At 60.8% G+C, this 24,085-nt stretch carries 49 protein-coding genes; 4 read left to right on the forward strand and 45 right to left on the reverse strand.

From position 1 onward, the window contains the following. Window positions 1-5: 5 nt before the first annotated feature. The 10 genes from V1279_RS14600 to V1279_RS14645 all read right to left on the reverse strand — a co-directional run bounded on the left by V1279_RS14600 (window position 6) and on the right by V1279_RS14645 (window position 6,899). The gene (locus tag V1279_RS14600) at window positions 6-977 is read right to left on the reverse strand and encodes a M28 family peptidase (RefSeq protein ID WP_334436900.1); all 972 of its coding nucleotides are present in this window, start codon (window positions 975-977) and stop codon (window positions 6-8) included. 15 nt (window positions 978-992) lie between these two features. Continuing rightward, window positions 993-2,516, reverse strand: a complete 1,524-nt coding sequence (locus V1279_RS14605) for a hypothetical protein (protein WP_334436902.1) — start codon at window positions 2,514-2,516, stop codon at window positions 993-995. A 497-nt stretch (window positions 2,517-3,013) separates the two neighbouring features. Then, window positions 3,014-3,598: a hypothetical protein gene (locus V1279_RS14610; RefSeq protein WP_334436905.1), complete on the reverse strand. Its 585-nt coding sequence runs from the start codon at window positions 3,596-3,598 to the stop codon at window positions 3,014-3,016. Next, the gene (locus V1279_RS14615; protein ID WP_334436908.1) at window positions 3,595-3,780 is read right to left on the reverse strand and encodes a hypothetical protein; all 186 of its coding nucleotides are present in this window, start codon (window positions 3,778-3,780) and stop codon (window positions 3,595-3,597) included. The genes V1279_RS14610 and V1279_RS14615 overlap by 4 nt, the downstream gene beginning before the upstream one ends. Then, window positions 3,780-3,923, reverse strand: coding sequence for a hypothetical protein (locus V1279_RS14620; RefSeq protein ID WP_334436910.1), 144 nt, complete (start codon window positions 3,921-3,923; stop codon window positions 3,780-3,782). Before V1279_RS14620 ends, V1279_RS14615 begins: the two co-directional genes overlap by 1 nt. Next, the gene (locus tag V1279_RS14625; RefSeq protein ID WP_334436913.1) at window positions 3,920-4,459 is read right to left on the reverse strand and encodes a hypothetical protein; all 540 of its coding nucleotides are present in this window, start codon (window positions 4,457-4,459) and stop codon (window positions 3,920-3,922) included. The genes V1279_RS14620 and V1279_RS14625 overlap by 4 nt, the downstream gene beginning before the upstream one ends. A 90-nt stretch (window positions 4,460-4,549) precedes the next feature. Then, a complete protein-coding gene (locus V1279_RS14630; protein ID WP_334436916.1) occupies window positions 4,550-4,765 on the reverse strand; it encodes a hypothetical protein in 216 nt (71 codons plus the stop codon). 206 nt (window positions 4,766-4,971) lie between these two features. Beyond that, on the reverse strand, window positions 4,972-5,922 hold the full coding sequence (locus tag V1279_RS14635; RefSeq protein ID WP_334436919.1) for a hypothetical protein: 951 nt from the start codon (window positions 5,920-5,922) through the stop codon (window positions 4,972-4,974). A 103-nt stretch (window positions 5,923-6,025) separates the two neighbouring features. Then, on the reverse strand, window positions 6,026-6,415 hold the full coding sequence (locus V1279_RS14640; RefSeq protein ID WP_334436921.1) for a hypothetical protein: 390 nt from the start codon (window positions 6,413-6,415) through the stop codon (window positions 6,026-6,028). Continuing rightward, window positions 6,405-6,899, reverse strand: coding sequence for a hypothetical protein (locus tag V1279_RS14645; RefSeq protein WP_334436923.1), 495 nt, complete (start codon window positions 6,897-6,899; stop codon window positions 6,405-6,407). The genes V1279_RS14640 and V1279_RS14645 overlap by 11 nt, the downstream gene beginning before the upstream one ends. Before the next feature lie 97 nt (window positions 6,900-6,996). Between V1279_RS14645 and V1279_RS14650 the strand changes: the two genes are divergently transcribed. Continuing rightward, window positions 6,997-7,440, forward strand: a complete 444-nt coding sequence (locus V1279_RS14650) for a hypothetical protein (RefSeq protein WP_334436926.1) — start codon at window positions 6,997-6,999, stop codon at window positions 7,438-7,440. Here the strand turns inward: V1279_RS14650 and V1279_RS14655 are convergent. The 29 genes from V1279_RS14655 to V1279_RS14795 form a co-directional block, all read right to left on the reverse strand. Further along, on the reverse strand, window positions 7,403-7,846 hold the full coding sequence (locus tag V1279_RS14655; protein ID WP_334436929.1) for a hypothetical protein: 444 nt from the start codon (window positions 7,844-7,846) through the stop codon (window positions 7,403-7,405). The two genes, V1279_RS14650 and V1279_RS14655, sit on opposite strands and share 38 nt — an antisense overlap. Next, entirely contained in the window at window positions 7,836-8,390 is a 555-nt protein-coding gene (locus V1279_RS14660) for an HD domain-containing protein (protein WP_334436931.1), read from the reverse strand. Before V1279_RS14660 ends, V1279_RS14655 begins: the two co-directional genes overlap by 11 nt. 4 nt (window positions 8,391-8,394) lie before the next feature. Continuing rightward, window positions 8,395-8,595, reverse strand: a complete 201-nt coding sequence (locus V1279_RS14665) for a hypothetical protein (protein ID WP_334436933.1) — start codon at window positions 8,593-8,595, stop codon at window positions 8,395-8,397. 396 nt (window positions 8,596-8,991) lie between these two features. Beyond that, on the reverse strand, window positions 8,992-9,366 hold the full coding sequence (locus V1279_RS14670; protein ID WP_334436935.1) for a hypothetical protein: 375 nt from the start codon (window positions 9,364-9,366) through the stop codon (window positions 8,992-8,994). Between the two features lie 5 nt (window positions 9,367-9,371). Then, window positions 9,372-9,779, reverse strand: a complete 408-nt coding sequence (locus V1279_RS14675; RefSeq protein WP_334436937.1) for a hypothetical protein — start codon at window positions 9,777-9,779, stop codon at window positions 9,372-9,374. After that, window positions 9,776-10,240 carry a hypothetical protein gene (locus tag V1279_RS14680; protein ID WP_334436939.1) on the reverse strand — a complete coding sequence of 155 codons (465 nt, stop codon included), beginning with the start codon at window positions 10,238-10,240 and terminating at the stop codon, window positions 9,776-9,778. Before V1279_RS14680 ends, V1279_RS14675 begins: the two co-directional genes overlap by 4 nt. Window position 10,241: 1 nt before the next feature. After that, on the reverse strand, window positions 10,242-10,511 hold the full coding sequence (locus V1279_RS14685) for a hypothetical protein (RefSeq protein ID WP_334436941.1): 270 nt from the start codon (window positions 10,509-10,511) through the stop codon (window positions 10,242-10,244). Further along, complete coding sequence (locus V1279_RS14690; RefSeq protein ID WP_334436943.1) at window positions 10,511-11,158, reverse strand: hypothetical protein; 648 nt, start codon at window positions 11,156-11,158, stop codon at window positions 10,511-10,513. Before V1279_RS14690 ends, V1279_RS14685 begins: the two co-directional genes overlap by 1 nt. 12 nt (window positions 11,159-11,170) lie before the next feature. After that, window positions 11,171-11,404, reverse strand: coding sequence for a hypothetical protein (locus tag V1279_RS14695; RefSeq protein WP_334436944.1), 234 nt, complete (start codon window positions 11,402-11,404; stop codon window positions 11,171-11,173). Further along, window positions 11,404-11,634, reverse strand: coding sequence for a hypothetical protein (locus tag V1279_RS14700; protein WP_334436947.1), 231 nt, complete (start codon window positions 11,632-11,634; stop codon window positions 11,404-11,406). The genes V1279_RS14695 and V1279_RS14700 overlap by 1 nt, the downstream gene beginning before the upstream one ends. Then, complete coding sequence (locus V1279_RS14705; protein ID WP_334436949.1) at window positions 11,631-11,897, reverse strand: hypothetical protein; 267 nt, start codon at window positions 11,895-11,897, stop codon at window positions 11,631-11,633. Before V1279_RS14705 ends, V1279_RS14700 begins: the two co-directional genes overlap by 4 nt. A gap of 3 nt (window positions 11,898-11,900) precedes the next feature. Continuing rightward, window positions 11,901-12,074: a hypothetical protein gene (locus V1279_RS14710; protein WP_334436951.1), complete on the reverse strand. Its 174-nt coding sequence runs from the start codon at window positions 12,072-12,074 to the stop codon at window positions 11,901-11,903. Next, entirely contained in the window at window positions 12,071-12,274 is a 204-nt protein-coding gene (locus V1279_RS14715; RefSeq protein WP_334436953.1) for a hypothetical protein, read from the reverse strand. Before V1279_RS14715 ends, V1279_RS14710 begins: the two co-directional genes overlap by 4 nt. A 513-nt stretch (window positions 12,275-12,787) precedes the next feature. Beyond that, entirely contained in the window at window positions 12,788-12,952 is a 165-nt protein-coding gene (locus tag V1279_RS14720) for a hypothetical protein (protein WP_334436955.1), read from the reverse strand. After that, on the reverse strand, window positions 12,952-13,125 hold the full coding sequence (locus tag V1279_RS14725; protein ID WP_334436958.1) for a hypothetical protein: 174 nt from the start codon (window positions 13,123-13,125) through the stop codon (window positions 12,952-12,954). The genes V1279_RS14720 and V1279_RS14725 overlap by 1 nt, the downstream gene beginning before the upstream one ends. Window positions 13,126-13,364: 239 nt before the next feature. Further along, window positions 13,365-13,595 (reverse strand): hypothetical protein, encoded by a 231-nt coding sequence (locus V1279_RS14730; protein WP_334436961.1) that lies wholly within the window; start codon window positions 13,593-13,595, stop codon window positions 13,365-13,367. Between the two features lie 7 nt (window positions 13,596-13,602). After that, the gene (locus V1279_RS14735; protein WP_334436964.1) at window positions 13,603-13,773 is read right to left on the reverse strand and encodes a hypothetical protein; all 171 of its coding nucleotides are present in this window, start codon (window positions 13,771-13,773) and stop codon (window positions 13,603-13,605) included. Next, window positions 13,751-13,930, reverse strand: a complete 180-nt coding sequence (locus tag V1279_RS14740) for a hypothetical protein (protein ID WP_334436967.1) — start codon at window positions 13,928-13,930, stop codon at window positions 13,751-13,753. The genes V1279_RS14735 and V1279_RS14740 overlap by 23 nt, the downstream gene beginning before the upstream one ends. Then, window positions 13,927-14,103: a hypothetical protein gene (locus V1279_RS14745; RefSeq protein WP_334436970.1), complete on the reverse strand. Its 177-nt coding sequence runs from the start codon at window positions 14,101-14,103 to the stop codon at window positions 13,927-13,929. Before V1279_RS14745 ends, V1279_RS14740 begins: the two co-directional genes overlap by 4 nt. Then, window positions 14,103-14,336: a hypothetical protein gene (locus V1279_RS14750; protein WP_334436973.1), complete on the reverse strand. Its 234-nt coding sequence runs from the start codon at window positions 14,334-14,336 to the stop codon at window positions 14,103-14,105. The genes V1279_RS14745 and V1279_RS14750 overlap by 1 nt, the downstream gene beginning before the upstream one ends. A 3-nt stretch (window positions 14,337-14,339) precedes the next feature. Next, on the reverse strand, window positions 14,340-14,522 hold the full coding sequence (locus V1279_RS14755) for a hypothetical protein (protein WP_334436975.1): 183 nt from the start codon (window positions 14,520-14,522) through the stop codon (window positions 14,340-14,342). Next, on the reverse strand, window positions 14,519-14,908 hold the full coding sequence (locus V1279_RS14760; protein WP_334436978.1) for a DUF6197 family protein: 390 nt from the start codon (window positions 14,906-14,908) through the stop codon (window positions 14,519-14,521). Before V1279_RS14760 ends, V1279_RS14755 begins: the two co-directional genes overlap by 4 nt. A gap of 3 nt (window positions 14,909-14,911) precedes the next feature. Further along, a complete protein-coding gene (locus V1279_RS14765) occupies window positions 14,912-15,163 on the reverse strand; it encodes a hypothetical protein (protein ID WP_334436981.1) in 252 nt (83 codons plus the stop codon). Window positions 15,164-15,172: 9 nt separating this feature from the next. Continuing rightward, complete coding sequence (locus tag V1279_RS14770; RefSeq protein ID WP_334436984.1) at window positions 15,173-15,394, reverse strand: hypothetical protein; 222 nt, start codon at window positions 15,392-15,394, stop codon at window positions 15,173-15,175. A 103-nt stretch (window positions 15,395-15,497) separates the two neighbouring features. Then, window positions 15,498-15,728: a hypothetical protein gene (locus V1279_RS14775; RefSeq protein ID WP_334436986.1), complete on the reverse strand. Its 231-nt coding sequence runs from the start codon at window positions 15,726-15,728 to the stop codon at window positions 15,498-15,500. A gap of 460 nt (window positions 15,729-16,188) precedes the next feature. After that, window positions 16,189-16,392 carry a hypothetical protein gene (locus tag V1279_RS14780; protein WP_334436988.1) on the reverse strand — a complete coding sequence of 68 codons (204 nt, stop codon included), beginning with the start codon at window positions 16,390-16,392 and terminating at the stop codon, window positions 16,189-16,191. A 99-nt stretch (window positions 16,393-16,491) separates the two neighbouring features. After that, window positions 16,492-16,950 carry a hypothetical protein gene (locus V1279_RS14785; RefSeq protein ID WP_334436991.1) on the reverse strand — a complete coding sequence of 153 codons (459 nt, stop codon included), beginning with the start codon at window positions 16,948-16,950 and terminating at the stop codon, window positions 16,492-16,494. Between the two features lie 7 nt (window positions 16,951-16,957). Beyond that, a complete protein-coding gene (locus V1279_RS14790) occupies window positions 16,958-17,179 on the reverse strand; it encodes a hypothetical protein (RefSeq protein ID WP_334436994.1) in 222 nt (73 codons plus the stop codon). Window positions 17,180-17,351: 172 nt separating this feature from the next. Next, on the reverse strand, window positions 17,352-18,122 hold the full coding sequence (locus V1279_RS14795) for a hypothetical protein (protein WP_334436996.1): 771 nt from the start codon (window positions 18,120-18,122) through the stop codon (window positions 17,352-17,354). A gap of 1,066 nt (window positions 18,123-19,188) precedes the next feature. Between V1279_RS14795 and V1279_RS14800 the strand changes: the two genes are divergently transcribed. Next, window positions 19,189-19,395, forward strand: coding sequence for a hypothetical protein (locus tag V1279_RS14800; RefSeq protein ID WP_334436999.1), 207 nt, complete (start codon window positions 19,189-19,191; stop codon window positions 19,393-19,395). A 217-nt stretch (window positions 19,396-19,612) separates the two neighbouring features. Here V1279_RS14800 and V1279_RS14805 read toward each other — a convergent pair whose 3' ends face one another. Next, window positions 19,613-19,801 (reverse strand): hypothetical protein, encoded by a 189-nt coding sequence (locus V1279_RS14805; protein WP_334437001.1) that lies wholly within the window; start codon window positions 19,799-19,801, stop codon window positions 19,613-19,615. A 275-nt stretch (window positions 19,802-20,076) separates the two neighbouring features. Here V1279_RS14805 and V1279_RS14810 point away from each other — a divergent pair, with 275 nt between their 5' ends. Together V1279_RS14810 and V1279_RS14815 are read left to right on the forward strand one after the other, a co-directional pair. Continuing rightward, window positions 20,077-20,439, forward strand: coding sequence for a hypothetical protein (locus V1279_RS14810; RefSeq protein WP_334437003.1), 363 nt, complete (start codon window positions 20,077-20,079; stop codon window positions 20,437-20,439). A 23-nt stretch (window positions 20,440-20,462) separates the two neighbouring features. After that, window positions 20,463-21,113: a hypothetical protein gene (locus V1279_RS14815; protein ID WP_334437005.1), complete on the forward strand. Its 651-nt coding sequence runs from the start codon at window positions 20,463-20,465 to the stop codon at window positions 21,111-21,113. A 292-nt stretch (window positions 21,114-21,405) separates the two neighbouring features. Here V1279_RS14815 and V1279_RS14820 read toward each other — a convergent pair whose 3' ends face one another. The 5 genes from V1279_RS14820 to V1279_RS14840 form a co-directional block, all read right to left on the reverse strand. After that, entirely contained in the window at window positions 21,406-21,594 is a 189-nt protein-coding gene (locus V1279_RS14820; RefSeq protein WP_334437007.1) for a hypothetical protein, read from the reverse strand. Between the two features lie 120 nt (window positions 21,595-21,714). After that, window positions 21,715-22,065, reverse strand: a complete 351-nt coding sequence (locus tag V1279_RS14825) for a hypothetical protein (RefSeq protein WP_334437010.1) — start codon at window positions 22,063-22,065, stop codon at window positions 21,715-21,717. 81 nt (window positions 22,066-22,146) lie between these two features. Beyond that, window positions 22,147-22,749, reverse strand: a complete 603-nt coding sequence (locus V1279_RS14830) for an ATP-dependent DNA ligase (RefSeq protein ID WP_334437013.1) — start codon at window positions 22,747-22,749, stop codon at window positions 22,147-22,149. A 38-nt stretch (window positions 22,750-22,787) separates the two neighbouring features. Continuing rightward, window positions 22,788-23,138 (reverse strand): hypothetical protein, encoded by a 351-nt coding sequence (locus V1279_RS14835; RefSeq protein WP_334437015.1) that lies wholly within the window; start codon window positions 23,136-23,138, stop codon window positions 22,788-22,790. 246 nt (window positions 23,139-23,384) lie between these two features. Then, complete coding sequence (locus V1279_RS14840; protein ID WP_334437018.1) at window positions 23,385-23,819, reverse strand: hypothetical protein; 435 nt, start codon at window positions 23,817-23,819, stop codon at window positions 23,385-23,387. Window positions 23,820-24,085 lie beyond the last annotated feature (266 nt).

Genomic DNA, 24,085 nt, shown 5'->3' on the forward strand with positions numbered 1-24,085 from the left:
TTCAGTCAGGCGATCAGGCGGTCGCCGTCTTTGTTTTCGTCTTCGAAATCGAAGAGGGAGGGCTGGTTCTCCCACATGAAATCCTCGATATCGTCGATAGAGACGCCCATGGCGTCGAGGAAGCGCGCAACCTCGCGCGGATGCTTCCAGACCTTCTCTTCGAGGTCGCGGATGCGCATCTTCTTGAAGATGCCGAGATCGCGCAGAGAGCCGAGAGATCGTGTCTGCTTCGGCATCGGCACGACTGTGGGGTCACGCTCGATGATGAACTTCGAAGCGTCGATCTTGATCATGTGATCGCGCAGCTCGATCAGATGGCCGACGTCCAGCTTCTCGTTCGGATAGTGCTCGTTGTAGTACCCGACCGAGAGGTTCGAGCATTCCGGCACGATGCCCATGTACTGTTTGGTGTCAGTCAGAACGCCGGTCGGATCGAGCTTGAACCGCTTCGGCAGCTGGGCAGCGAGCGACTCGCCGAACGCATCGGAGCAGCAGCGCGATCCCTGGTGGGTGATCACGCTGTCAATGCCACGCCGGTCAAAAGCGATGGCCGCCTTGATGCCCTCCAGGAACTTCGGGTTCTCGTTGGCAATGCCGCGGGAGCCCTTGCAGCCGATCTCCTCGGCGAAGTGGAAGACGTAGAGGCCAGGCACGTTCGCCTGGATCATTTCCATCATGATCCAGACGCCGGCCGCATCATCTGCGCCGAGGCAGCTCGACTTGGAGTCCTTCGGGTTGAACAGGAACTTGCCGTCGAAGGCGACCTTCTGCTTGCCTTCCTTCGTGTGGACGCTGTCGGTGTGCGACGACCACAGGACGGAGGGCTGCTCGTTGCCGATGATGACGAAGTGGTTTCCGAACTGATCCTTGGCCACGTTAAGCGGCTTGAGGAACCGGTCGATAAACTGCTGCTCGGTATCCGACTTGGCCGGCCGGCAGTAGGACAGCATATCGATGAGAGTACGAAGGTCTGACATTTCTCTTCTTTCAGGTTAGGCGGCGCGGATACGGCGGACGAAGGGGTCGCCGACGACTTGAACTTCGATGGCCTCGTCGATCTGGCGAGTCATCCGGTCGATGTGTTGCTGCTGGATAGTTTCCGTCAGCGACGGGGATCGGAGAAAATCCATCATCGCCTCGCGATCGATCACCACGTTTTCGAGCGTGGCCGAAACGTGCCGGTTGAAGGCGTGCGCATCGAACTGATCGCCGACGTTGATGTTGATGTTCGGCTCTATGGGGCAGTACTCGATGGCATCGCCCCAATCGGCAGCACGAATGATCGGATCATCAATGATGACCAGGTCAGCGTGGGTGCCGCTGATGCGAGGCGCGCGGGGAGGGCGACCTCGCTTCTTGGTCTTCGCCTTGGGCTTATCGCCCTCGGCGCAGTTCGGGCTGACCAGGCTGCCGTCGTCGCGCTCGACAAGGAAGCTGTAAGGCCACAGCTCGCCCGTCACCTCGCACTGGGCCCCGTGGATGTTGATGGCTTCCTGACACCATTCTTCATTCACGCCATGAACGTGCCTGAAGTGGCTTGCGGGATGGAAGTTCTTCAGCTTCGGGCACCAACGGTACATGTCGGACTTGCCGGCCGTGCTGCCCGTGGTGATGTAGCTGGCACCAAGCTTGCCTTCCGGCTTCTCCAGAGCCGTGACGAAGTGGTCACCCATGTCGAGCGCAAACTTGATGTCATCGAAGTAAGGCATGACATATTCGTGCTCGACGCGGCCGGTTGGGATCTTCAGAAGCCTTGCACCATCGAAGCACTCTGAGGAGCTATTGCCGTCAACCGAGTTGTCTGTGCGGATGTAGGTGAAGCCTTCGCTTTCCATGCTGGCACGCATGCGCTGGAAGTCGCCGAACACCCGGCCGAACTGCTTCTTCGCCGGCCAGCACACGCAACGCGACTGGATGCGTCCACGCGCGTTGACCTGGTATGCGACAGCCAGGTCGCCGGCTCCGTAGGGCGCGGTTGGCCAGACCGGGAGGTTGAAGTTCTTGCTGCCGTCCATGCAGGACGACGGGCCTTCCTTGTAGATCCTGGTGATCTCTTCCGGCGTGGTCGCGTAATAGACTTCCCCGCTGGGATCGATCGCCGCGATCAGCTTGTTCCGCTTATCGTTATCCAGATCCGGATAGAACCGGCTGAGGTAGCGACCAGCGGTCAGGATCGTGACGCGATCGATGACACCGAGTTCATCGTTCTCGGTGAAGGCGATATTGGTGACGTCGTCCGCGTGCAGGTGCGCGAAGTGATCCTTGATCGGCTTCACGTCCCACTTCGCCGGCAGCGGCTTCAGCGTGCCGTCAGCCAGGCGCTGAGCCTGGCGAGCCCGCCAGTCGGCAGCCTGGGCGATACGACGCGGCTGGACCTTGCGGCCGAGCTTTTCAGTCAGCACCTTTGCGTGCTTGGCCGCATCGCTGCCTTTGTCATAGGGGCCGTAGTCCGGGATCGGAACGTCCACCATGTTGCCCTTGCCATCGGGCTCGAGAGTGACCAGGAAGAACGACATCGAAGTCTCCGTTTGCAGTTCATCGTTTGCATTCATGCGCCCGGATGGGCGCACGACGTCCTTGGGTGGCTGTGAACGCCGCTCGAAATAGTGCGGCGAGTCAGAACCGGTGGCGCTTTTTATTTGCATTCATGCGCACGAAAGCGCAAGCGAAAAATCTAAGGAAAAATATCCGGGAAGGAGCCGCGCCCTGCACGCGGTCTATCTCGGGGGTTGTAGAAGCGGATGCGCAGCAGCGCTCCGCCGCAGTTTCTGATGATCATTCAAGACGCCCTTTGTTGATGTTGAAGGTGTGGTAGGCGCTTGGTTCGTGGTCTGTCGCGTGGGTTGTAGAAGCGGATACACAGGAGTGTTCCGCAGCAATCTCTGATAATCATTGATGCCTCTGCTATCTCTGATTTCTTGATTGTTGGTTCCGCACTGCCAACAAGGTTGTCGCAAGTTCGTAGTCCCCAGGTACGTGATGCTAAAGGTTGGTCCGAGCCTCCTGGAAGCGCTCAGGTGCCGTCGTCGTAGTAGTGATCCCGCTGGATGCGGATCAGGACCTCGTTGAGCGTCCCTTCGAATTTATCCCAGCGGTTAAGCTTGACCTTCGCGCGCTTCAGATCCTTCGAAACCAGCAGGGTGTAGATCCCGCCGGACGAAAGCGAATGCTCGAAGATCCCGAACCTGACCATTCCGTCCTTTTCAGTAAGCAACGGTGCGATCAGTTCGATGGCTTTCTTGGTGGTGTCGAAGCTCTCCTGCGAGCCCTTCGTCAACATGATTCTCAGACACCGGTCGTTCGTGTCCGACCAAAAGCCGTCCGCGAAAATGCCGATGTCGTTGAATGCGTCGAGGACGTGCCGATGGTAACTCAGGCCGTCGTTGACGTTGCTCCGGACGAGCGTTTGCCAGTCCGGCCCCTTGTCCTTCGCCTCTGCGACGATGATCTGCCCGATCAACTCGTTGAGGTGAGAGATACGTTTGGCCGAATGCTCGATCTTGCGGTCGATCGGAGCGCGCTGGGCGAACAGGTCGTCCCGCTTTCTCTCTTCGTCGACCAGCTCGGAGCGCAATTCGGCGAGCGATTTCTTGGTCATTCTTCCTCGGTGACGTAGTCGATGACGAACGACGCCAGACCGTCCTGATGGGCGGCCTCGGCGGCGGCATCGATGTTGGGGTAGGCGCCGTGCCAGCGTTTGCCTGGCCATTTGGCGCGGAGGGTGTTGCCGTTCAGCCTGGCGAAGAGCACCGGCTTGCCTGCCTGATCATCCTCGGACATCACGCAAACCGTAGCGGCGTGGTGCCGAACAGCCGGACGCGCTCACGCATGTCGGCCAGGACGATCGAGTCATCGATCCGACTGTCGAACAGGTCGTTGAGGGTGGGGGTGTAGCGGCGGCGCTTCTTTGGTTGGGTCTTCATTCGTCTTTCCAGTCTATGGTGATGGTCCCGTCAGGACCGGTTACAAGCTCGGCCTCGAAGAACTCGACGGCCTTGCGAATGGCGGGCATGTACGGGCCAGATCCTCGTCTGGCTCGAAGTGCCGCTACGTTGGTGAAGTAGCCTCCGGTGTTCAGCTCGCAGTCGAGGCCACGCATCGATAAGCCATCCTCTCGGGCTCGGGCGCGGATGGCGTCCGCCAGCGGTTCGCCGATGATGGCGAGAGGCTTTTCGTGATAGTTGAACAGCTTGATGCCCAGCGCTCTGGCGCGAAGGCTGATTTCCCAGGGCGAGCGATGCGGCAGAATGTGGTGGATGGCGGTCGCGCCCTTGGTCGGAGCTGACCGTCTGAGTTCCTCATCCTCGCCGGACGTCCATGGAAGGCGGCGGTAGCCGAGACCTTCCGTCTTGTCGCGCTTGCCCTGGATCGATGACCTCGACCGATGCGGAGGCAGCAACGCCTGCAGCTCAGCTGTTCTGAGGTGCCGGTTGCGCCGCATGATCTCGATCTCGGCCACCGTCCAGGGCCGGCCATGCTTGACGAGCGACGCGCTATCGAACCTCTCGGATATTGCTAAGGCAGTGTTCGAGGTTCTCACGATCGATACTCATACGAAGGCGCGTTTGTTGGCGACGACGAAACGAACTTCCTCTCGCCGCTGTCGGCCGCGCCAGGTCTTCTTGAATGGAGCGGGGTGGCGCTTCCAGGTGTGGTTTTCCAGGAGGAAGCGGAAGGCTGCGCCGAGAGCGCGCTGATGAGGCGAGCCCTTGTCGCACGGGTGACGCCAGCGGCGCTGACGTCGGAAGAGACGCATATGCTTCATGGTCAGTCCCCGAACTGGGTGCCAGGAATGAGCCAGCGGGTATGCTCAACCCAATGCCATCCATCGCCGGCAGTGGCGGGCTGAAGGCTCTCCCAGACGATGTAGTCGCCATCTTGCCCAAGAGCGTAGTGATAACGGTGTTCCATCAGTCGTCCCTTCGAAGAGATGCCCGCCCTCCGAAGAGAGCGGGCACGCCATTGACTGGCTCAGTAGTGGGGTCGGATCTTCTTGTTCAGCGCCCAGTACGGTCCATCGCCGCCGACGTCGGCCTGGATGTACAGGGTGCGCTTGTGGTCATCCTGGGTCTTGATGACGGTACAGACGCGCTCGACGAACTCGCCCTTCTTCATCGCCCGGACCTTGTCACCCGGCTTGACCAGCCGGCCGTTGACCCAGCGAGCATCCGGATGCGGCGGCTCGACGGGGGCAGCGGTGGTCGGGACGTTGTCCTCTTCCTCGATCGCCTCCTCGACGCCAGCTTCCGGCAGAACCGGGGCGATGCCCTGCGGCGGGATCGTCACCGGAAAGACCAGCGCGATCGACTGGTTGCCGCTCAGGTAGATCTGACCCGCTTCCAGCTCGCTGCCGAACAGCTCTTCGTGAAGGCTGTATTCGCGACCGTCCTTGACGACGGCGCCGTACAGCGTGCGCGGCTCGGTATCGAGGTTCTCGACCTTCAGCTCGCCCTGCATCTCGTCGCCATCGGTATCGAACTGGCCGACGACCTGTTCGCCGTCGTGATGCGAGACGATGACAACCGGATAGGCGTTGCCCGTTAGCACGGCGATGATCTTCGCGTCGGTGTGGACGTCCTGGTCATCGTTGGCGTCGAACACCTGGAACGGCTTGTTGAAGTCAACGCGGCCGGACGGGTAGATGATTGCCGGAACGACCGGCGCAGCAGGGGCGGCGGACTCTTCCAGGACGGCGGCGAGCGCGGTCTCGGTCGATACTTCAGCTCCGACTACCGTGTCGGCCTCGACGACCAGGCTGGAAGCTTCCGTCCCGCCATCCTGTTGTGCGGCCTGCATGTCAGCTTGGCTAAGATAGCCAGACATGCCGATCGCGGGAGCATCGCTGCTCTCGGCTCCACCGAATGTGGCTTGGCCGATGACACCATGTCCACCGATGACACCATGTCCCATGGTTGGATCCATTCACTCTCTCCTTTGTTGCGGGCCGTTGTTGATCCCACCCCGTCAGCAGGGGCGGCGCGCGGGTTGATGACGGGGTGTGCAATCGCTTGCATTCATGCAAGCGTCAGGTCACGGGCTGATCGCCCGGACCGTATTCGGAAATGATGCAGGCTCGGTCCTGGTCCCAGGACAGCTCCTCAACGTCGAGGCCGTCGACATCGAAGTCGATCACGGTCACCTGGACGTCAGACGGCAGGTGGCGGACATCGACCATGCCACCCTCGACAGTGATCACCACCTCGCGCTTTACCGCGTAGACGATGTCCCACTGGTCGCCGGAGTCGGGGATTGGGTAGGACCCGTCAGCCCGGCGGAATCCGATGCGCTCCATGCCGTCAGGATGTGTGATCGCAAAGACCAGCGGTCCGTAGACGTGGGTGTGCAGCTGGTCGAAGACCAGGCGGGCAGGGTAGCCGTGCCTCGTCTGCAGCGGCTTCCTGAAATCAAGCGACATGCTCTACCTCGATATTGAGAAGGCCGGTGACCTCGGGCCAGTTCGGGTTGCCCGTCGTGAGGAAATTGTCGATCGCTTGAAGCGCCATCGCGGGCGTGACCAGCTCAAACGGAAAGTCGTAGTTCTGGCCGTGCTGATCGAGCAGGTCGCGCATTTCGCGGTTGCAGAACGGGAAAAACAGCGGACCGAGCGCAGCGCTGCGGTAGCTTTGGACGTACTGGAAAGCCCGGAAGCATCCCACGGGCAGCGTCCGGTCGCGCTCCATCGCCAGGAACATCCAGCCGCCGATGCAGGCGGTAGTGCCGCATTCGCCTTCGCTGACGATGCAGTTCATGTTGAAGCCGTTGCCGCTCGTCATATCGACGTGCTGGTCGTGATCGAACTTGTTGTTGGCGAACAGCTCCCTGATCTCGATGAGGGCTTTGTACTCTGGGTAGGTGATGCCGAGTTCCTGGGGGTAAAGGAACGACTTTCTCTTGGACATGTATCGGTCTCCGGTTATTTGCATTCGATAGTTTGCATCGAGGCGGATGGCAAGCACTAAATTTGCATTGATGCAAACGATGTGCTAGGACAGCGCCATGCAGAAGACTGAGATTGTTTGCGGGCTCCCTTGGCTTTCTTCAAAGCCGGAACGCACCATTTTTGATGAACTCAGCTTCGCGTGTGTGTATGCGGTCGGTCCTGTCGGGGGCCGGCCGCTCCGCATCGGCTGGGCTCGACAGCTCAAGGACCGCATGGCCGCACTCCAGCTCGGAAACCCGAAGGAGCTGGTGCTTCAAGAGTGCGTCTGGACCGCAGGCGATATGCTTGCGATCCGCGTCTTCAACGAGGTGGCCGCCACCTTCGACAAGGCGAAGCGCAGGCTGTTCGGTGACTGGTTCGACGTAACGCCGGAACTGTCCAAACAAGCCATACGCCTCGCCTCGGACAAGCTGAATGTCCCGACCTTCTCGCACGGTGAGATGCTGCAGAAGGTGAGGGCGATCAGACGATCGAGGATTGAAGCCGCCGTTCGCGCTTGAGTTCGACGATCTGGGCTTCCAGGGCCTCGATGCGATCCTCGATCGATGCTTGCGGACCTCGCCGCTCCCTGATGCGATCCATGGTGTCCTGCGCCTTCCGCAGTGAAGCGTTGCGCCGGTAATCCATCGCCGCCTTGAAGTTCCGACCTTTGCCGCTGTAGCTCACCCAACATGGCGGATCGAGGGTGTAGGCCAGATCCTTGACGTCCTGCTCGTATGCCATCCGCTCTTTCTCCCGACATTCAGCCGCGATCTGCCGCAGCTCGGCGCGCTCTTCCTTGGCGATGCACTCGCTGTTGGCCGGCGATCGATGTTTCCAGCCGTCCAGGCGCCAGGCGATCCGGCATCCTGGACAGCGCAGCTTGGCCCGCTCGATCAGCGGGTCAGCTCGGGGATCACGCGGCACGGCGAACTCGGTTCTGCGCTTGAACGACGCAGTCGTAGGCCTCGCGCCAGATCGGATACTGAGCCTGACGAGCCTTCTCCAGGGCGTCGATCAACAGACCCTTCTCGGCCACGTAAATCCTTGCGAAGCCGATATCGTTCTCGACGATGCTGGCCGTGTTGCTGAGGATGTCGGCGCATTTGATCATCTGGCCCCGCCATGAGGCGCCAGCCACGAACTGGCGATCGATTGCCTTGCGCAGGGTTCGGTTGCCGATGCCCTCGGGCGTGTTGCCGCTGTCGGGCCGGCTGACGTCCGTGACCTCGACGACCATGTTGGCAATGACGTGGCCGAACGTCAGGCACAGTTCCTGGTATGTGGTCTTGGTGTCCTCCAGCGTGTCGTGCAGCCAGCCAGCCGCCACCACGTCGGGGGTTGCGCCGTACTGCATCAGCGTCCGCGCTACCTCCTTCAGGTGATGCCAGTAGGGCTCGCCGGTATACTTGCGCTTTTGGTCGCCGTGAGCCGTCTTGGCGAAGTCCTCGGCGGTGCGGAGGAGGGTCAAAACTCTATCCATGGTCGGCAGCCTTCTGATTGTCGTTGGCGATACGCAGCCGGGTCGGCAGCATCCCGGGGACACACACCTTCAGGTGCATGTCTTCCTTCCAGGTCGTGTGCCAGGCGGTGCGGTGGGTGTGGGTGTAATCGAACGAGTCCAGCTCGATCAGCGTGAAGGGCAGCTGGTAGTTGCCCAGAAGAAAGATGAACATCGGAACCTCCGTTTGCAGTACATTTGCACAACAAACCGTTGCATTCAAGCAAAGATTATGACACAACAAACCAGCGCGGAGAGGATCAGAGCTGTTCCGATCGTCTTTGCGCTGATGAACTCTTGCGGGCTGGCTTGGAGCATGATGGTCACCTTGTTGATTATGTTGATCGAGAAGATCAGGCGAAGCCGGCAGATCGGCCGCTCTTCATGAGGACCGCGACGAAACCGAAGTCCCAGGATCGATCGTCGTTGCGCTGACGGTGAGGGCGGACCCTGAAGCTGTCAGCCTTCTTTGCAGTGATGGCGTCACTGGCCGCCTGCCTTGCGGCACGTTCAGACACGTAAAGTCGATCAGCGTCCATAGCTGTTGTTCCTGTTTGCGATGTATGGGTGGTCACACCGGCTCGGCCGGCGTATCTTCGATTGTGATCTTGAAGCGTTGCGACAGATGTCCGCTCGTGGTGGACTGCTCTATCACCAGCGCGTTGCGCGTCTGCTCGATGGGGCAAAACCCCTTGATGCTAACCAGCTCCTGCAGGAAGTGGCCGATATCCCTGATCGAATAGAGGCGGATGCGATCCCGTGGGCGATCATCAAACCGGGCAATAACCTCGTCGAGCTGAGCGCGCAGCGTGCGAGCCTGCTCCAAGGTCAGTACATCGGTTGATCGGGTGCCGCCACGAGGTCCGACAACGCACATCATGATCACGTCGGTCTCGCCGTCGTCTACGGCGTAAGGGGAAACGTGGACGTTGATCCAATCCCTCATCGAACTCACCATGTTGGGCAGCCGTCTTCGTCGACGGCGTCGTCAGAGTTGCGCTCCGGCATGTGGTCGATGCTGCCGGGTCCGCCGCTATCGGCGATGATGGTTTCGATCTGGTGGATACGCTGCTCGATCACGTCAACATCGCTGTTGACGTTGAACGTACCCATGACTTCCTCGACCTTCAGCATACGGTCGGCGATGGTCACGGCTTCCGGGCGGACCCAGCCTTGTCCCTCGACGTAGTCGTAGACCTTCTCGATGATCTCATGGACCGTGAACTCGGGGTGATAGCAGGCCGCCGCATGGAACTGACGCTGCATCGCGTCGGTCCAGTCAGACGGCTTGTCCCAGGGGCCGGCTACCATGTCGAGGTCGACAGCCAGGGTCATGGTGATGAAAGCTCGCTTCTTCATGGCAGTTCCGTCCGTTCTGTTGTCGTTGCGCCGTAGGCGTGGATGTCGCCCCAGCCAATAGCGGCGGATGTTGCGCCGGCCGGCATGATGGGGCATTCGAAGACGCGGACCTTGTCGGTGATACCAAGCGGGTACTCTTCAAGGTCTTCGTCGTCGCCGATCTCGTAGTAGTCGCGCCAGAACTTGACGGCTTCGCTGGCGTCAGTTGCCCATACGAAGAGGTCGCGGCTGACCACGCCCTCGTCGTCGACAGGGCATTGATCGTGCGTCGGCGCGACCAGATAAAGCAGACGGTCCATGGGAGGTTGCGTCTTAGCGTTGAACGCCTGCTCGACGCGCTTGAGCCTTTCGACCTCGGCGAGAGCCGCGTTTGTCGCTTCCTCGGCGCCGTGCTCCGAGTCGACATCGACACCAAGAGCGTCGTTGAGGTAGTCCATGTAATCGCAGGCAGAGACGGTCATTTCAGGCTCCGATCTTAAGCTCGGTCAGGAAGTCTTCGTTGTGGGCGGTCAGCACCTCGACCCAGTCCTCGATCACCGCATCGAGCGTCTCGATGAGTTCCTCGGGGACTGCGATGAATGCCGGGAAGGCGTCGGTGTTCTCGACGAACACCATGAGCCAGTGCGCCGTCGCATCGCGCCACTGCGAACTGACATCGGCCGGGTGGTCATCAAGCCAGGTGATGAGGTCGTGGATTTCCTCAGCGTTGGCCGCGGTCAGGGTCGCCGGCATCAGCCCCTCCCGAACCATTCGTTAGCCGGGGTCAGGTCGTACTTCTCGCCGAGCCACTTCACGAATTCGGCCGGCTTCTCGCCGATCTCGAAGGCCTGCTGCATGCGGCTGCCGGTGTAGTTGTTGCGCGACGGGCAATCGTCGGTGACCAGGTCTTCGTACGCCCACTGCTTCACGGCCTCCGCCTTGCACTGCCGGATGAACTCGTCGCGCTGGCGGGAGGAGGGAGGGCACGATCCCTTGAACTCCTCGGCCGTGCTGCGGGCTTTGCGATAGGTATCGACCAGTGCATCGACGCGATCGACCACCGGCTTGAGGTACTCGCTGTGGTCGTCGAACTTGATGCAGTAGAGGATGAACTCCGGAACGAATTCGAAGTCCCAGCAGATGTCCTCCTGCTCTTTCTCGGTCAGGGAGCACCAGACGTTCTCGATCAGGGGAGACAAGTCCCAGGCGCGGTTGCGCATCGTTGCAGCGCCGAAGTTGTTGCACCAGTCGGTGATCGACATCTCCGCTTCCTTGAAGGGATGATCCTCCGGAAGCGTGTTGCCGACGATGAGCCGGCTGTCTTCCAGCACTATGTAGGCCGCCATCGCGGTGTCGATGATCGGATAGGTCGTTGTGATGGTCTCGGGCTGTTTCGCCATATCGTCAGTTCCTCACACTTTCGCGCCGACAAGCCACCGCTCGGAGCCGTCGCCTGCCTTGTATTTGACGGCCCGGGCGTCTCCGCCCTGGACGGTGTTTTGTTCGAGCCATTCCTCGGCATCGTCGTAGAAGAAGAAGTGCTCGGTCTCGACGAGCAGGAAGGGATTGATCCCGGCGGCAATCACCGCTGCGCGCAGCTGCTTCTCGCGGAGCAGGCCGCTGAATTCCCAGGTTTTGAAGGGCATCACACCCTCTCTTCGAGCTTGGCCTTGATCTCCTTGGCCACGCCGACCCAGGCATGACCGGAAATCATCGGGGAATCGACCTTCGCCGGCTCTGCATCAGCGACGAGGTCGGACCAACGGCGCAATGCCTCGATGACGAAGATCTGAGCCAGCGCGCCGTAGTTGCTGAACTCCATGAGCCGGGTGACGAACTCGACATTGGTCTCGGGCTGGTTCTTGCGCCGGCTCATGCCTCTTCCTCCACATCCAGCGGCGTAATCCAGACGTCGCAGTCAGTTCCGCCGTTGATCGAATCTTCCCGGACGCGCTCAAGGGCGCTGTCGCGCTCTTCATCGGAGGCATCCTCTGTGATGGGCGGCAGCTTGGCGTCGGCCAGCATGATGTTGACCAGCTTGTTAGCTTCACGCTGTGCCAGACCCATGGTGGCATGGGCGGTCATCGGTTTGCCGGGGACGCTCCAGTGCTCTCCTTGCACTACAAAAATTCGCTGCATGGCTCAGTCCTGTTCGAAGTGGAGGGTTGCTTCCCAAAGGGAGCAGATGTGGTGGTGGCCAGCCGCGTGGCCGACGTGCCACCACAGCCAGGGAAAGGTGAAGGCGAGATACGGGCATGCATCATCGCCTTCGAAGCCGGCGAGGTAACCGGCGTCGTAAAACTCGAAGGGGTTCATTTGCAGTCCGAGCAGATCAAACGCGCGGCTTTATCGAGCGTCTTTCCATCAGCTTCCCAGGCCTTGGCTGTGCGGGAGTCCTGCCAGTTGGTGCGGAGATGCTCAGCCTTCTCGGTGCAGATCACGGCCAGCGTGTTGACGACATGGGTGAGGCCGTGCCGATCGATCATCGCTTCCAGCTCAGTTTCGATATTGCTCATTTGCCATCCGTTGCATTCAAACAAACCCCAAGGCGCACCTCGGGCGTGGTTGCGGTTCGCGAGTGCTCTCTCCAACGCTGCACAGAAAGCGCCGGGGTCGGCGCGTGTGTCAGCAGGTTTCTCTCCAACCGCACTGCATCCTTTGGGGCGCAGGTGGAATTTGTGGGCGGCGAGCCGGGATCAGTCTCTCGCGCTTTAGGGAGGCCGCCCTCCCGCCCATTCGAATAGCTCCAGCGGATTTGTTGGCGTGCCGCTGGTCACGCATTGGGTCCGGTCGCTCCCGGCTTCTCCGGTCAAAAGGTAGTCGGTCTCTCGTAATGGTGGGGTCTAGGCGGGGTCGCTTACTTCATGGTCGTTCTCCGTTGCAGCTTCGATCTCGTGACATCCCCCCACTGCAGCTCGCGAACGCCACAAGGCAGGCGGCGCAGTGAGGGGACGAAAGGCCCCAGCAGATGGTTTGTGGGCTGCTGGCCCCACTCTGCGTCCGGTCGCTCGCGGTTCACCGGTCAAAACTCAGCTGGACTGCTTCCGTAGCTCGTTCCGCTCGTGAACGAGGTATTCGTACGATGCCAGCAAGAAGCCGATCGGATCATCGCCGCCGCCCACGCCCTTGTTGCAGAGGAACTCAGCGACGCGCTGTTCATCAAGCGTGTAAGGCTTCTCTTCCAGGTTTCGCATCACAGGACTCCAAGATGTTCGCCGTCCTCGTCGAAGACGGCCACATACCAGTGGCCATCGGAGGCCTGCTTGGCCTCGTAGGTCCAGTCGGGATCGTTGTCGTTGTTCGCCTTGGCGACCGCTTCTGCATCAGCCTGCCGCAGCCATTTGGTCTGCATCTGTTGGATCGACACGACAGCGTCCTCGTGTGAATTGGATGGCCGGATAGCGCCGGCCTCGCCACCGCGTTTGGGTCGCGGCAACCATATAAATACGCTACCCATTTCTCCGGGATCGCGAACGTCCTGCTCTGTGTATGGCGGGTCATCCTCGGCTGGCGTGCGGGACGCCATATCTCCTAGACCCTAGTTTGAAGCCGCTGCGGATTTCCCCTGCCTTCTGGTGCGGACCGCTTTACCGCACCACCGGGGCCTCATCGTCGATAGATCCTCCCAACCTCGGGAGGGTTCGACTTGTTCGATTTGAAGAGCGAACTGCAGCTCTTCACCATGATCTCGGCATCAAGCGCGCGGGCGAGATCCGGATCCCAGCGGTTCGCCCGCCAGTACAGATCGGCCTCAGTCACGATGCGGGCGGATGCCCGGATGCGCGCCTGAAATTCTTCGAACGTCCGACAGGTGCCGCCAGAGCCCGACGCGATCATGGTAAGTTCACCTTGTCGCATGGGCCACCATCATCGTCCGATGCAGGTGCAGGTATACCCTGCACATCATCCGATAGCAGCGCTTCGCCATCCGCTCGTCGCCCTCCCGCCACATGCGGTTGAGCTTGCGATGCAGGCGATCGGCGTCGAAGGCGTCAAGCCGCCGAAGGGTGAGCATGGCGCTCCTCCATGGTTGAGGTTTCGATGTAGTCTTCACGATCGAGCAGCTCGATCATGTCGGGGTCGACATCCACCCGCCAGCCGCCGATCGGCAGCGAGCAGGGGAGGGCAGCAGCGACGCAGAACGCGCCTTCGGTCTTCGCAGTCAGGATCATGCTGCCTCCTTCTTGTGTGCCGGCGACAGCTCGGCCTCGGTGCGCAACCACCGCAGCTTCTCGACATCTCGGACGACGTATTCGCCCTCCGAAATGTCGACGATCTGGCCGATGAACGACGGTTTCGAGCCGCGCCGGGCCGACTTGACCCATTCGCCCTTTTTGAACTTCATCAGTCCAGCTCCAGGCCTTCGAGGTTGTTGTGGACGGCCTTGAGCCGGTAGTTCCGGCCTTCCCTGACATGCAGAGAGGCGAAGATGATCGTCTGCGTCGCCGTAACTTCGGCGAAGAACGTGCGGGCATCCGCCTCGAAGGCGAAGGTGTCGGTGTAGGCCTCGCCGATCGAGACGTGCGTCACCTTGGCCATCTTCCGGGTGTAGGCGAGATCGTCAGGCTTGTTCGCCATGGCTCAGGTCCCGATGAACTTGCGGACGCCGGCCGCCAGTTGCGCATCGTCGGCGCCGTCAGCGATCAGCTGCTCGGCGAAGGCGTAGACCGCGGTGATCGAGGTCATGGGGATCAGCACCCCGGTGACCGCGCGCTGGATGCGGGCAGCGTCGGCCGCCTGCTGCTTCTTGGTGCGCTTCCTCACGACTGCACCTCCTCGGCCTGCTTGGCCTTCTCGATGCCAAGATCAAGGAGAGCCAGAACGCCGGGGTGGCCGGTCTCGTCGTTGCAATATGCCGAGCCATCATTGACCGCGACATAACTGTGCTTGCCGCTGGCCTCTTGGAGGACCCCGCGCAAAAACTCGGATGTCTTGAAGTAGTGCTCGTCCCGGACCCAATGGCCGAACGCATCGATGTGAACGTCGGATGCCTTGGCGATCGCGCCATCGAGGCAGAAGCAGGTGGCGTTCGGGGCGTCGAGGGTAACCGGCTCGCCGGCCGCATCCCGGGCGTGGGCGTGCTTCGTCCAGTGCGCGGGGTCGGCGATGATCGCCCTGGCGGCGATCAGGGTTTCGGATATCTTCCGCATGGCTCAAGCCTTTCCCGGTTCAGACCAGACGAGGTCGATCACGTCAGCGAGGCGCGACGAGGCGTAGCCGACCAGCTTGTCGCCGGTTGCCATGAACGGCTCGACGCCCATCTTGCGGGTGATGACGTAGGCGCGTCCGGCCTCGTTCTCGAAGGTGAATGCGTCCTCGCCCTTGCGCAGGTAGTAGTCGGCGAGTTTCATCGCGCGGTCCCGCGACTCGATCACGGCCGGGTCGATATTGTGGATCAACAGCATGGCCGCACCTCAGAACTGGTAGACGTTGTTCTGGGTGACGAGCAGTCGACGCTCGAAGTCGATCGAGCGCAGAGCAGAGGTGACGCACACCTCGCCCTTGCTGCCGCCGATCTTGTCGTGATCCTCGCCCATCACGACCAGGGCCTTGACCACGCCCGACAGCGGCATCTGATTGACCGGTGCGCCGATTGCGTCGGCGAAACCGAGTAGCTTGCAGGTGAACATACGCATGTGCGTCTCCGTTGCGGCCTCGTTTGCACTAGCTTTCATGCAAATGCAAGAGCAAATTTCGGCCATGTTTGTGTGAGAGAAAGGGAGGGTCGGAAGGCCCTGATCAGGCCCTCGATAATTCGGAAATAAATCCCGAAAAAACTGGCCGCGAGGGAATTACGATCCCGATTTCGAAGGCCGACTCGAGATCCTCGACCGTGTTCCGGACCACATCAGCCGGGATGCCACGAGACCCCAGAACGCAGGCCGCCTCGGCCAGCACCGCCGACTGGGAGGGGGTAATGCCGGACCGGCAAGAGTAGGTCTGGTACAGGTGCAAGAGACGATTGCGCATTGGTTCCTCCATGCGTGTTGAGCCCGGCAGAGCCAGGGCAGACAGATCAAATCTTCAAGAAAATCAGCGCTAAACGGGCCGCCCGGATTTCGCGGGCCGCCGGACCAACAGCACCTCAGGCATTAGCCAGAGACGTAGGTGCATAAGGGACAGAGAGAGACGGGACAGGGGATGGAGAGGGGGACAGCGTGATCCTCAGAGCCACTCCAACCAGCCGGTTTGCAGTCAGGATTTGCGAGATCCACAGCGTTTGCAGCGACAAACCGGAGAACCAGCGTTAGGTTCGTCGACCCGCCTCTTGCCTGCGCCATAAAAGCGAATTTGCATTTGCTCGCCAATCCGCTGGATTTGCACCCTTGCGACCACAACATATAGCGTGCGCAGGTGCCATATCGGTATCAGAGTGTTCAAAATCACGGCTGGACACTCCCTGCGTGACTAGATGTTGATAATTCAGCGCTCAGCGGCGCATCGGTGTGAGGCGCTCGAGCCAGTCATCGACGTAGCGATGGGCTTGGATGCCGCGTTCGTCCTTGAGGATGGCTTCGCGGAACTGGGCGTTGATCGCAGCCGTCTGGTCGAACAGCGAGGGGCGCGTCTCGATCAGCTCGCGCAGGCGTGCAGCTGCTGAGCCGATGCCGGTTCGCTTAGATGACGCCGGCATGGATGCCTCCGAGGGTCCATCCGGCATAGGCCATGGCCAGCAGGAAGGTGATGCCGATGGCGTATTCGAGCGCGCTGTCGATCTTGCGGTTCAGGATGTTCATTTGGTCCTCTCGGTCAGGCCAAAGCCGGAGACGGCGATGCGCTTGGAGAACGGGTTGATGCGGATGACGCCACGGGCACGGCCGGATGCGTCCTCGACGGTGACGGTTCGGTGCTGACGCGGATCGGGCGGAAGCTCGCAGTCCGGGCCAGATGACCGATCGGGCGTACGGCGCTTACGGGGGCGCTCGAACTTGATCGGACCGGAGGGAGCCGGCGAGTAGATCGATTTGGGCTCAGCCTTGCGCGACACCTTGACCAGGCCAGGCGTGACTGCCTTGCAGTCGGGGATGTCGAACGTGTCGTACTCGGTCAGGAAGTCGTTGAACCGGGCGTACGACTCGGCGTCCTCGTCGACCGTGACAGGCTCGACGGGCGCGGTGGTCTTGGCACGCTTGACGCGCTGCTGCTTGGCCAGCTCGACCGAGCGCAGGATGGCTGCGATGTTCTTGGACATGGGGATCTCAGGCGTATTCGAGGGAGAGGTTGCGGGCGACGACTTGGCTCCAGCAGCCGAGGCGTGCGTGTTCCTCGCGCAGGTAGCCGTGCATCTCGTCGGCATCCATGAACGCCAGCTCCTCGCGCAGGGAGAGGATGTCGTCGTCGCTGATGGCGTGGGGGATGGCGTGTTCGCGGCGCAGGTTATCGGCCACGTTGCGGCGGACCGCAGCGGTTCGGAAGGTCATGGGAAAACTCAGTGAAGAGGGGGTGGGGGTGTCGTGTGGACTGTCGAAAATTGACTAAATGAAACGTTGGATGTGCATCCGGGGCCCCGGAGAAAATCCGGGACTTGAGCACGCCAGAAGCCCCCGCCCCGTAGGGCGGAGGTTCCAGCTACTCCGTGGGTTGTGAGGGAACTTAGGCCGCGGCTTGGATCAATTCCGGAGTGGCTTCCGCGATGGCTTCCGCGTCCGCGTCCGCAAAGGCTTCCGTAACGGCGGCTTCCGTTGCAACCCGTTCCACGTAAAGCGCCTGAATGCGCTCGGCGAGGATGGCCAAATCGGTCATGGTCATATCGCCCGCCTTCTTAACGATGGCGTCAATCGGGTTGGTTTCCGGCTTTGCCTTTGGGGTTGGCGAAAGCGCGCTTTCAAGTTCCGCATACGTGGAACCGTAGGACGTGGCCACGAATTCGGCGAAATGCGCCATCTGCCCTTGTGCGTCCGCGCCAGCCTCTTTCAAGGCCTTGAGGTTCCGGAGCATGTCGGCATGGTTGGTCACAACGTCAGCCATCAGGCGGAACGATTGCGTTTTCAGCCGCGCCAGCCCGTCAATGAGCCGGGAACCTTTGGCCTTCTTGTCCACGTATTCGGCCGCCGCCTTGCGCCGCGTTTCCGGCTTCATTGCCGCGAAACCCGCAACAAGGTGTTGCGTATCGCGCCAAACCGGGTTGCCCTTGAAGGCGAATTCCTTCAGGAAGGCGCGGAACGTGGCCTTGTTGGCCTTGATACTGGTTTCGCTTTCCAGCGTTTCGCCCGTTTCCATCCGTTCCAACTGCTTTGCAGCTAGAACAAGCCCGAGTGCCACGGTAGCGTCATAGCACGCGCTATCAACGCCAGAGACGGAACGGACCGCGTTGGAAAGGGCAATCTGCCCTAGCGTCTTGGGATTGTTTGCCGGGTTGGTCATTTGCTTTCGTCCTTTCGTTTGTCCGGGTGTCCGGAGGAAAATTCAGTTTCAGACATGGCTTTCCCGTGCTCTGAAAACTACGTTTTCAAACGCGCGTGGGGCGAAACCCCTTGCCAACTCCCGCTATATGCAGGCACAAATAGACAATATCAGCCCAAATCGAATTGAGAACTATAAAAATAAGTCATTGAAAACAAAGGAGAATTTCCATTGTCTTTTGCATTCTAGATTGATCCATGCAATTGCATCGAACAACAATTCTCCTTTGCATTCAATGACTTATGACCAATGCAAACGAATGATCGAAACGCCTTTTGCAATTGGAATGTTTACGCTGTAAAGATGTGGACCAAAACAAGAACATACCTGTATTAAAATACCTGTTTTCAGTCATTCATCTAATACTTTGGTCTAGTCTATTATTTGGAAGAAAAAACTACGGCAGGTCGATTTGGAAGAAGAATTTTTTATTTGACGTAGCCCCCTCGGTCGGGCGTCACCCCAAAACTTTCTACGCCTAAAAGGCCATTTACGAGCTGGGGCGAGGGGATGCGACGATCTGATGCCCTGGATCATCAGCCGAGGGCGGGGAGGAGCTGGCGGCCTACGCCTGGCGCTCTGGAGCCCCGATCTGGCGGGCCCCTCCATGGGCTTCCCTAGCGGTTTGAGAGCCTGTGCGCATTCGTGCAAATCTGGCGGGCCGCGAGAGGGGGCGGCCCTCGGAAAAGACCCCCCTTCTCGGGAGGTTCACGGCGCGCTGGCGCGCATGACCGGCGAGGGCTTCGCCCTGGAAGAGACCAACACGGCCCGCGGCGCGGCTCCGGTCGAGGAAATCAGCCTCCAGCCCTGCAGGCACAGGCATTCAGCCCAAAACGGGCCGCCGAGGGAATCACCCCGCGTGCCGGTCGATATGCTGACTCGGAATACCTCGATGCGCACGACCCTGTCAGAAAACGCCGTAGCTTTTTGGTGACACCCCCCGGCCTGTTCCAAAGTACCCCCTTGTTCGGGTGGTCACCGGGCGGGCGTGGGTAGCGAGCGCTTCGCGCTGAATGTAGAATGCCCCATGACCCGCGAACCCAAGCTTGCCCGGTACACCATCCGCCGCGATGCCTTCGGCTGGTCAATCATCGACGCGATGACGGGACAGGTGGCCTGTCGGGACAACGTTACCCTCTCCGGCCTTAGTGCTGAGGACGCCGACGACCTCGCCGACGGCCTGTCATGGCTGGCCCGCCGGGACCAGGAGCGTCTCGACGACGGGCGTGGGTAGCGAGCGCTTCGCGCTGATAGAAGCTCCAGTCCGCGCCGGCCGCCCGAGCATGAGCGACCGGCGAGGAAGGAGGACGCCCGGTCTGGGGGCTTTGGGGGCATAGAGGCCGGGCCACCTCGTGGCATGCAGTCCAGCACGCAAACGCCAACGCCGTCTACCCGCAAACGTTCGTGCAAATCACGATGGAACGTCGTGTGAACAAACCGGGTGCGAGGCCTCAGCGCTGGTGGCCCAGGCCGATTCCGAGCTGGTGCGCCTTCGCCCGCAACGCAGGCACTGTGCGCTTCATCTGTTTGGAGATCTTGGCTATCGGCGTCTTGGCCTTCGAGTGCGCCTTCAGAGACTTGACGTCATCGCGAGTGTATTCCCGCCGGGTGACCGGCGCTTTCTTCTTCGAATTTGGCATGAGATCCCCAATGTAGAAACGATAGTCGGCTGCAACGCCATGAGGCTGTGAATTGTTCCGCGTGGCCGCGACTGGCCCCCAGTCAGCCGTGACCGATGACTGGGGCCGTCCCCGGATCGCGCCGCAGTGAGGTTTAGGATCCCCGCGGCGCCGTGGGCAATCCCCGTGCGCAGCAAACGTTCCTTGTGCAAATGTTTCCGGCGAATGCGAATTGCTGGCTTGCAAATCGTCCGCAGGGCTGGCAGGAAAACGCCACATTCATCTGAGGCTAATTCATGCGTTTGCTTTTGTTCCCCGTCCTCCTTTTGCTTGCCGGCTGCAACGGATCCGACGAACCCAAGATGGTTGCCGGTCAGATGCCGGCCTGCGACAGCAAGTTCACCCGCGAGCTGCTGGTCAACGCCATCCATCAGTCGCCGTATGGCGTAAAGGTCGTCCAAGTCGGAAGCATCGGCCCCCTGAGCGGCGACAATGCAAAGCCTCAGACACCCGAGCCGCCCGTCGAGGCGGACGGCCAGCGTTTCTGTCAGTCACACCTGTTCACGAATGCGGGCGAGGGCGACGTCTATTTTTACCTGAAGTGGATGGACGCCAAGAAGGAGAAGGTCTGGCTGCAACTCACCGTCTCGACGATCTGACGGCGGGCGTGGGGGATATCAAAATGAAATTCGCGCACGTCCTCGTGTTGCTGAGCCTTGTCGCTTTGCCGATGAATGCCGCACTCGCCCAGGGGACTCCTGACGTCAAGAGCGGCCAGGACGCATTGGCCGAGGTAAAAATGCTCAAGGACCGCGGCGGCAAACTGACCGACGCTGAAGTCGAGCGCCTGAAGGTCATCAAGAAGACGGCCGACCGAGCCTATATTGCGCGGGAGTTCATGGGGCGACACCAGGGCACGGAGGTCTGGGCCGAGGTCACCAAAATGCTCGATCTCGTGATTGCGGAGCATGCCGCCAAAGGCGGCACTGGAATCGATCCTCCGCTTCAGCCGAAGAGGGACATCGATACGCCGACGACTATTCTTCTGACATCGTTCGCGCTGGCGGATTTCTGCGCGGATCGAAGCGAGGCGTTCCAGCCGCCGGAGATCGCGAAACTGAAGGACCGGATCGCATCGATGCTAGATGAGCTCCGCGTGCCGAAGGAAAAGCGGGACACTGTCTGGCAGGCCAGTCAGAGGGGCCTGAAGGCCTCGGGCATGGAGCAACTCAAGAGCAGGGATCTCGCCGGAGAGTGCGGCAAGCACCGGGAAGCCGTGACCGCGATGTTCCCAGGAGTTCTTTCAAGCGTCGGCAAGAAAAATCCATTCTAGGCCACGACGGGCGTGGGTAGCGAGCGCTTCGCGCTGAAGAGAGCATCCGACCCGCGCCGGCACCGTACTCATACGGGGGGCGCTGAAACGAAACTGCAATAAAGCTGAGGCACTACTACCCCGCACCGGGGCAGGCGATTTCATCACGGCAGCATTATTTTTTTCGGTGGGCCGCAGGGCAATCTGCGGCCATTTTGCTTTCAGTGCGGCGCCAGCGCGGCGGCACACGACACGAGTAGCAGCGCTATCTCTCGAAATCCTGTTCATCGACCGACGATCTTTCGCTCGTCGGTCACGCGCGCCACGACATACTCTCCCCAGCCTTAATCGCATCGTCGATCTGCTCGCGCTGCTGTTCGCTCCATTCGATTGTAAAGGTGGCGCGCTCGCGAGCCATCTTTAACGCTTGGGTCAGGTCGAAGATTGCTCGCTTGTGGCGCTTTAGCTCCTCGGCCTCCGGTGTTCCGACCTTCGCGATCATAACGGCTTGACCTTCCTTCCGCGCGGACGCTGCCGATTCGACCGTCCTTGCTCATGTGACCAAGTTGAACTTACCACCGCGCGGCATCAATCGCTTCGATAGCGGCGAGCGCTTCGTGCTCTATCTCACCGTCCTTGTCACGGCCCAGAAGCAGGTTTTGGCTCCTTCAAGACGCACACAGGAGAGGTCTCCCTTCACCTCGTCAACATGGACGGTATTGCCACTGTTGAATCTGTGACAAATGCCGCCGGCGATTCCTGCTTCGCTGAGTTTACCCATCGCGTCGAGATCCTTGAGGGTCAGGTGCTCCCGCTCAAAAATCGCCTTGAAGCGAAGATAATAATCTTCCTCGCAGGCGACAAACATATCGGTCAGCGTGAGCGGCGCAGCCGCGGCTGGAAACGATAAGATACCAACGGAAACAAGTATTGCACTCAGAACAGAGGCCTTTCGCGAGTAATTCTTAGCCAATCTTCCTTCGTTTGGTGGGCGCACGATCTGTCCTTTGCTTCACATACAGCATCGCACTCAAGCCGAGCGCTTCGCGCTGAGTCAAGCGAACTGGTCGGCAACGCGGCTCGTGGCGGGGTGGCTGCGGTTCTTCACCTTGACCCAGTGGTCGCACCGGCCGGCGCGATAGGGACGCTCACGGTGCTTCGAGACCAAACCCTCGAGCCCCATCTGGCAGGCCGCCTGGAACAGATCCGGCCCGATCTCGCCCCGCTCGAACGGCGCCACGAAGATGCCCTGCGCTCGACCGCGGAGGAGCTGTGCCAGGTTGAGCTTGCGCAGATGCAGCGGCAGCTTCCGGAGGTCGTCGCCATCGAACGCTAGGATGTCGAAGGCGTAGAGCTGGACGTCCTCGTCATACTTGCGGGAGTGCAGGGCGTTGAAGTCGGATACCCCGTCGACGTTCAGCACCACGGCCTCGCCGTCGATGATGAACCGGCTCTTGCGGATCTTCAGCGCGGTCTCCGCGATCCAGGGATACCGGCTGGTCCAGTCGTGGCCGCTCTTGGAGAGCAGCCGCACGCGGTTGCCGTCGCGCTCCAGGCGCATCCGGTAGCCGTCGTATTTTACCTCGTGGATCCAATCCGGCCCGCTGGGCACAGCCTTGCCGGCGGTCGGTATGCAGAACTCAATGTGCTTGGGCATGGCCGGCAGATATGCATCGAGACCTGGAATGCGAGTCCTCAGACGAGCAGCGGAAGGGCCAGCTGCACACTCACCGCGCGCCCGGTGTGGCTCTCGATGAACTCCTGCAGCCCCTCCGAGATCTCCCGGTCTTCCAGGGCCACCCGCCGCGCCAGCGCCTCGGCGACGTCTTCGGAAGCGTCGCGCGACCAGCCTTCGGCTGGATTGAAAGCCACCACGCGCAGCGGCTGGTCGAACTGGCCGGTGAGGAGGTAATCCATGAGGGTGGAGAAGTCGGTCGCTGTCTCGTCCGTCTCGCGCCATGCGGCGCCAGAACGAAAATCTTCCAGCACGATGTAGATGTCGCGATCCAGTCGATCGGTGGGAATGATCGAGGGTGACTGACGCATACGCAACTCCGTCCGGACGGAGTCCAAGTTAGGTGATCGCCGGCCGGAATGCGAGTCAGCGCTTTCGTGTTCCGACAAAGCCATCCGGCAACTTAGGCACGTCATCAGGATCTTCGGGGTCGCTACGATTGCAGATCGGGCAGGGCGCCCCGGCGCCGCCGCAGGAGCACGCACGGTCTCCAAGCCATGGCCGGTCTGGATGGTTCTCGCAGACCCAGCGACAGCTATCGCAGCGGGCGCAGAACCTCACGTTCCCATCCCGCGGTGCGCCGCCTGGATATGCTTCGTGATCGAGGAATTGCTGATCTCCTCGCCGCAGAAGCAGCGCGAACGGCCGGTCTTGATCTGCGTCGGCAGCTTCAAGCCCTCATCGTGCATCCTATCCTTCCAGGCGTGGAAGTCGCGGGACTGGCGCCAGATCTCGTAGTGCGCCTCGGTGCGCGTGGCGGCCAGCCGCGCCCAGGCCTTCTCGAACTCCGCGCGTGCGTCGTCGAAGTCCGTTCCAGTTCCGTGGACCTGCTGGCCGGGATCGCATCCGGGATGGAAACCGCAGGACCAGCTCCACTGTGGCTCATGGAGCGGTGCGCCAGAGCGTTTGCCGATGTGACCGACACGGACGTCGCCGAAGTAGACGAACCATCCTTGGCGATCCTTGTCGGGCCGGCGGGTGAGGGCGGTCATTCCGAAACTCGTACCACCGGCAGCTGCTGCCGCTGCGACATTCTGCACCAGCGGCAATAGCTTCCGGTACCACCGGCAATGGCTGCCGGTACCACCGGCAACTGTCGCCGGTACCACCGGCAGCAGCTGCCGACTAATAGATATATAACCAACATTGAACCGATACAGAACATTCAAGTAAGCGAGCTGAGAGGCGAGGGCCGGCGGGCGCTTCGCGCCAGAGACTCACCCGACACGCCGCCGAACGCCCGGGTCTGAACCGGGCA

This window comes from Bradyrhizobium sp. AZCC 1610, from assembly GCF_036924515.1.
GTDB lineage: Bacteria > Pseudomonadota > Alphaproteobacteria > Rhizobiales > Xanthobacteraceae > Bradyrhizobium.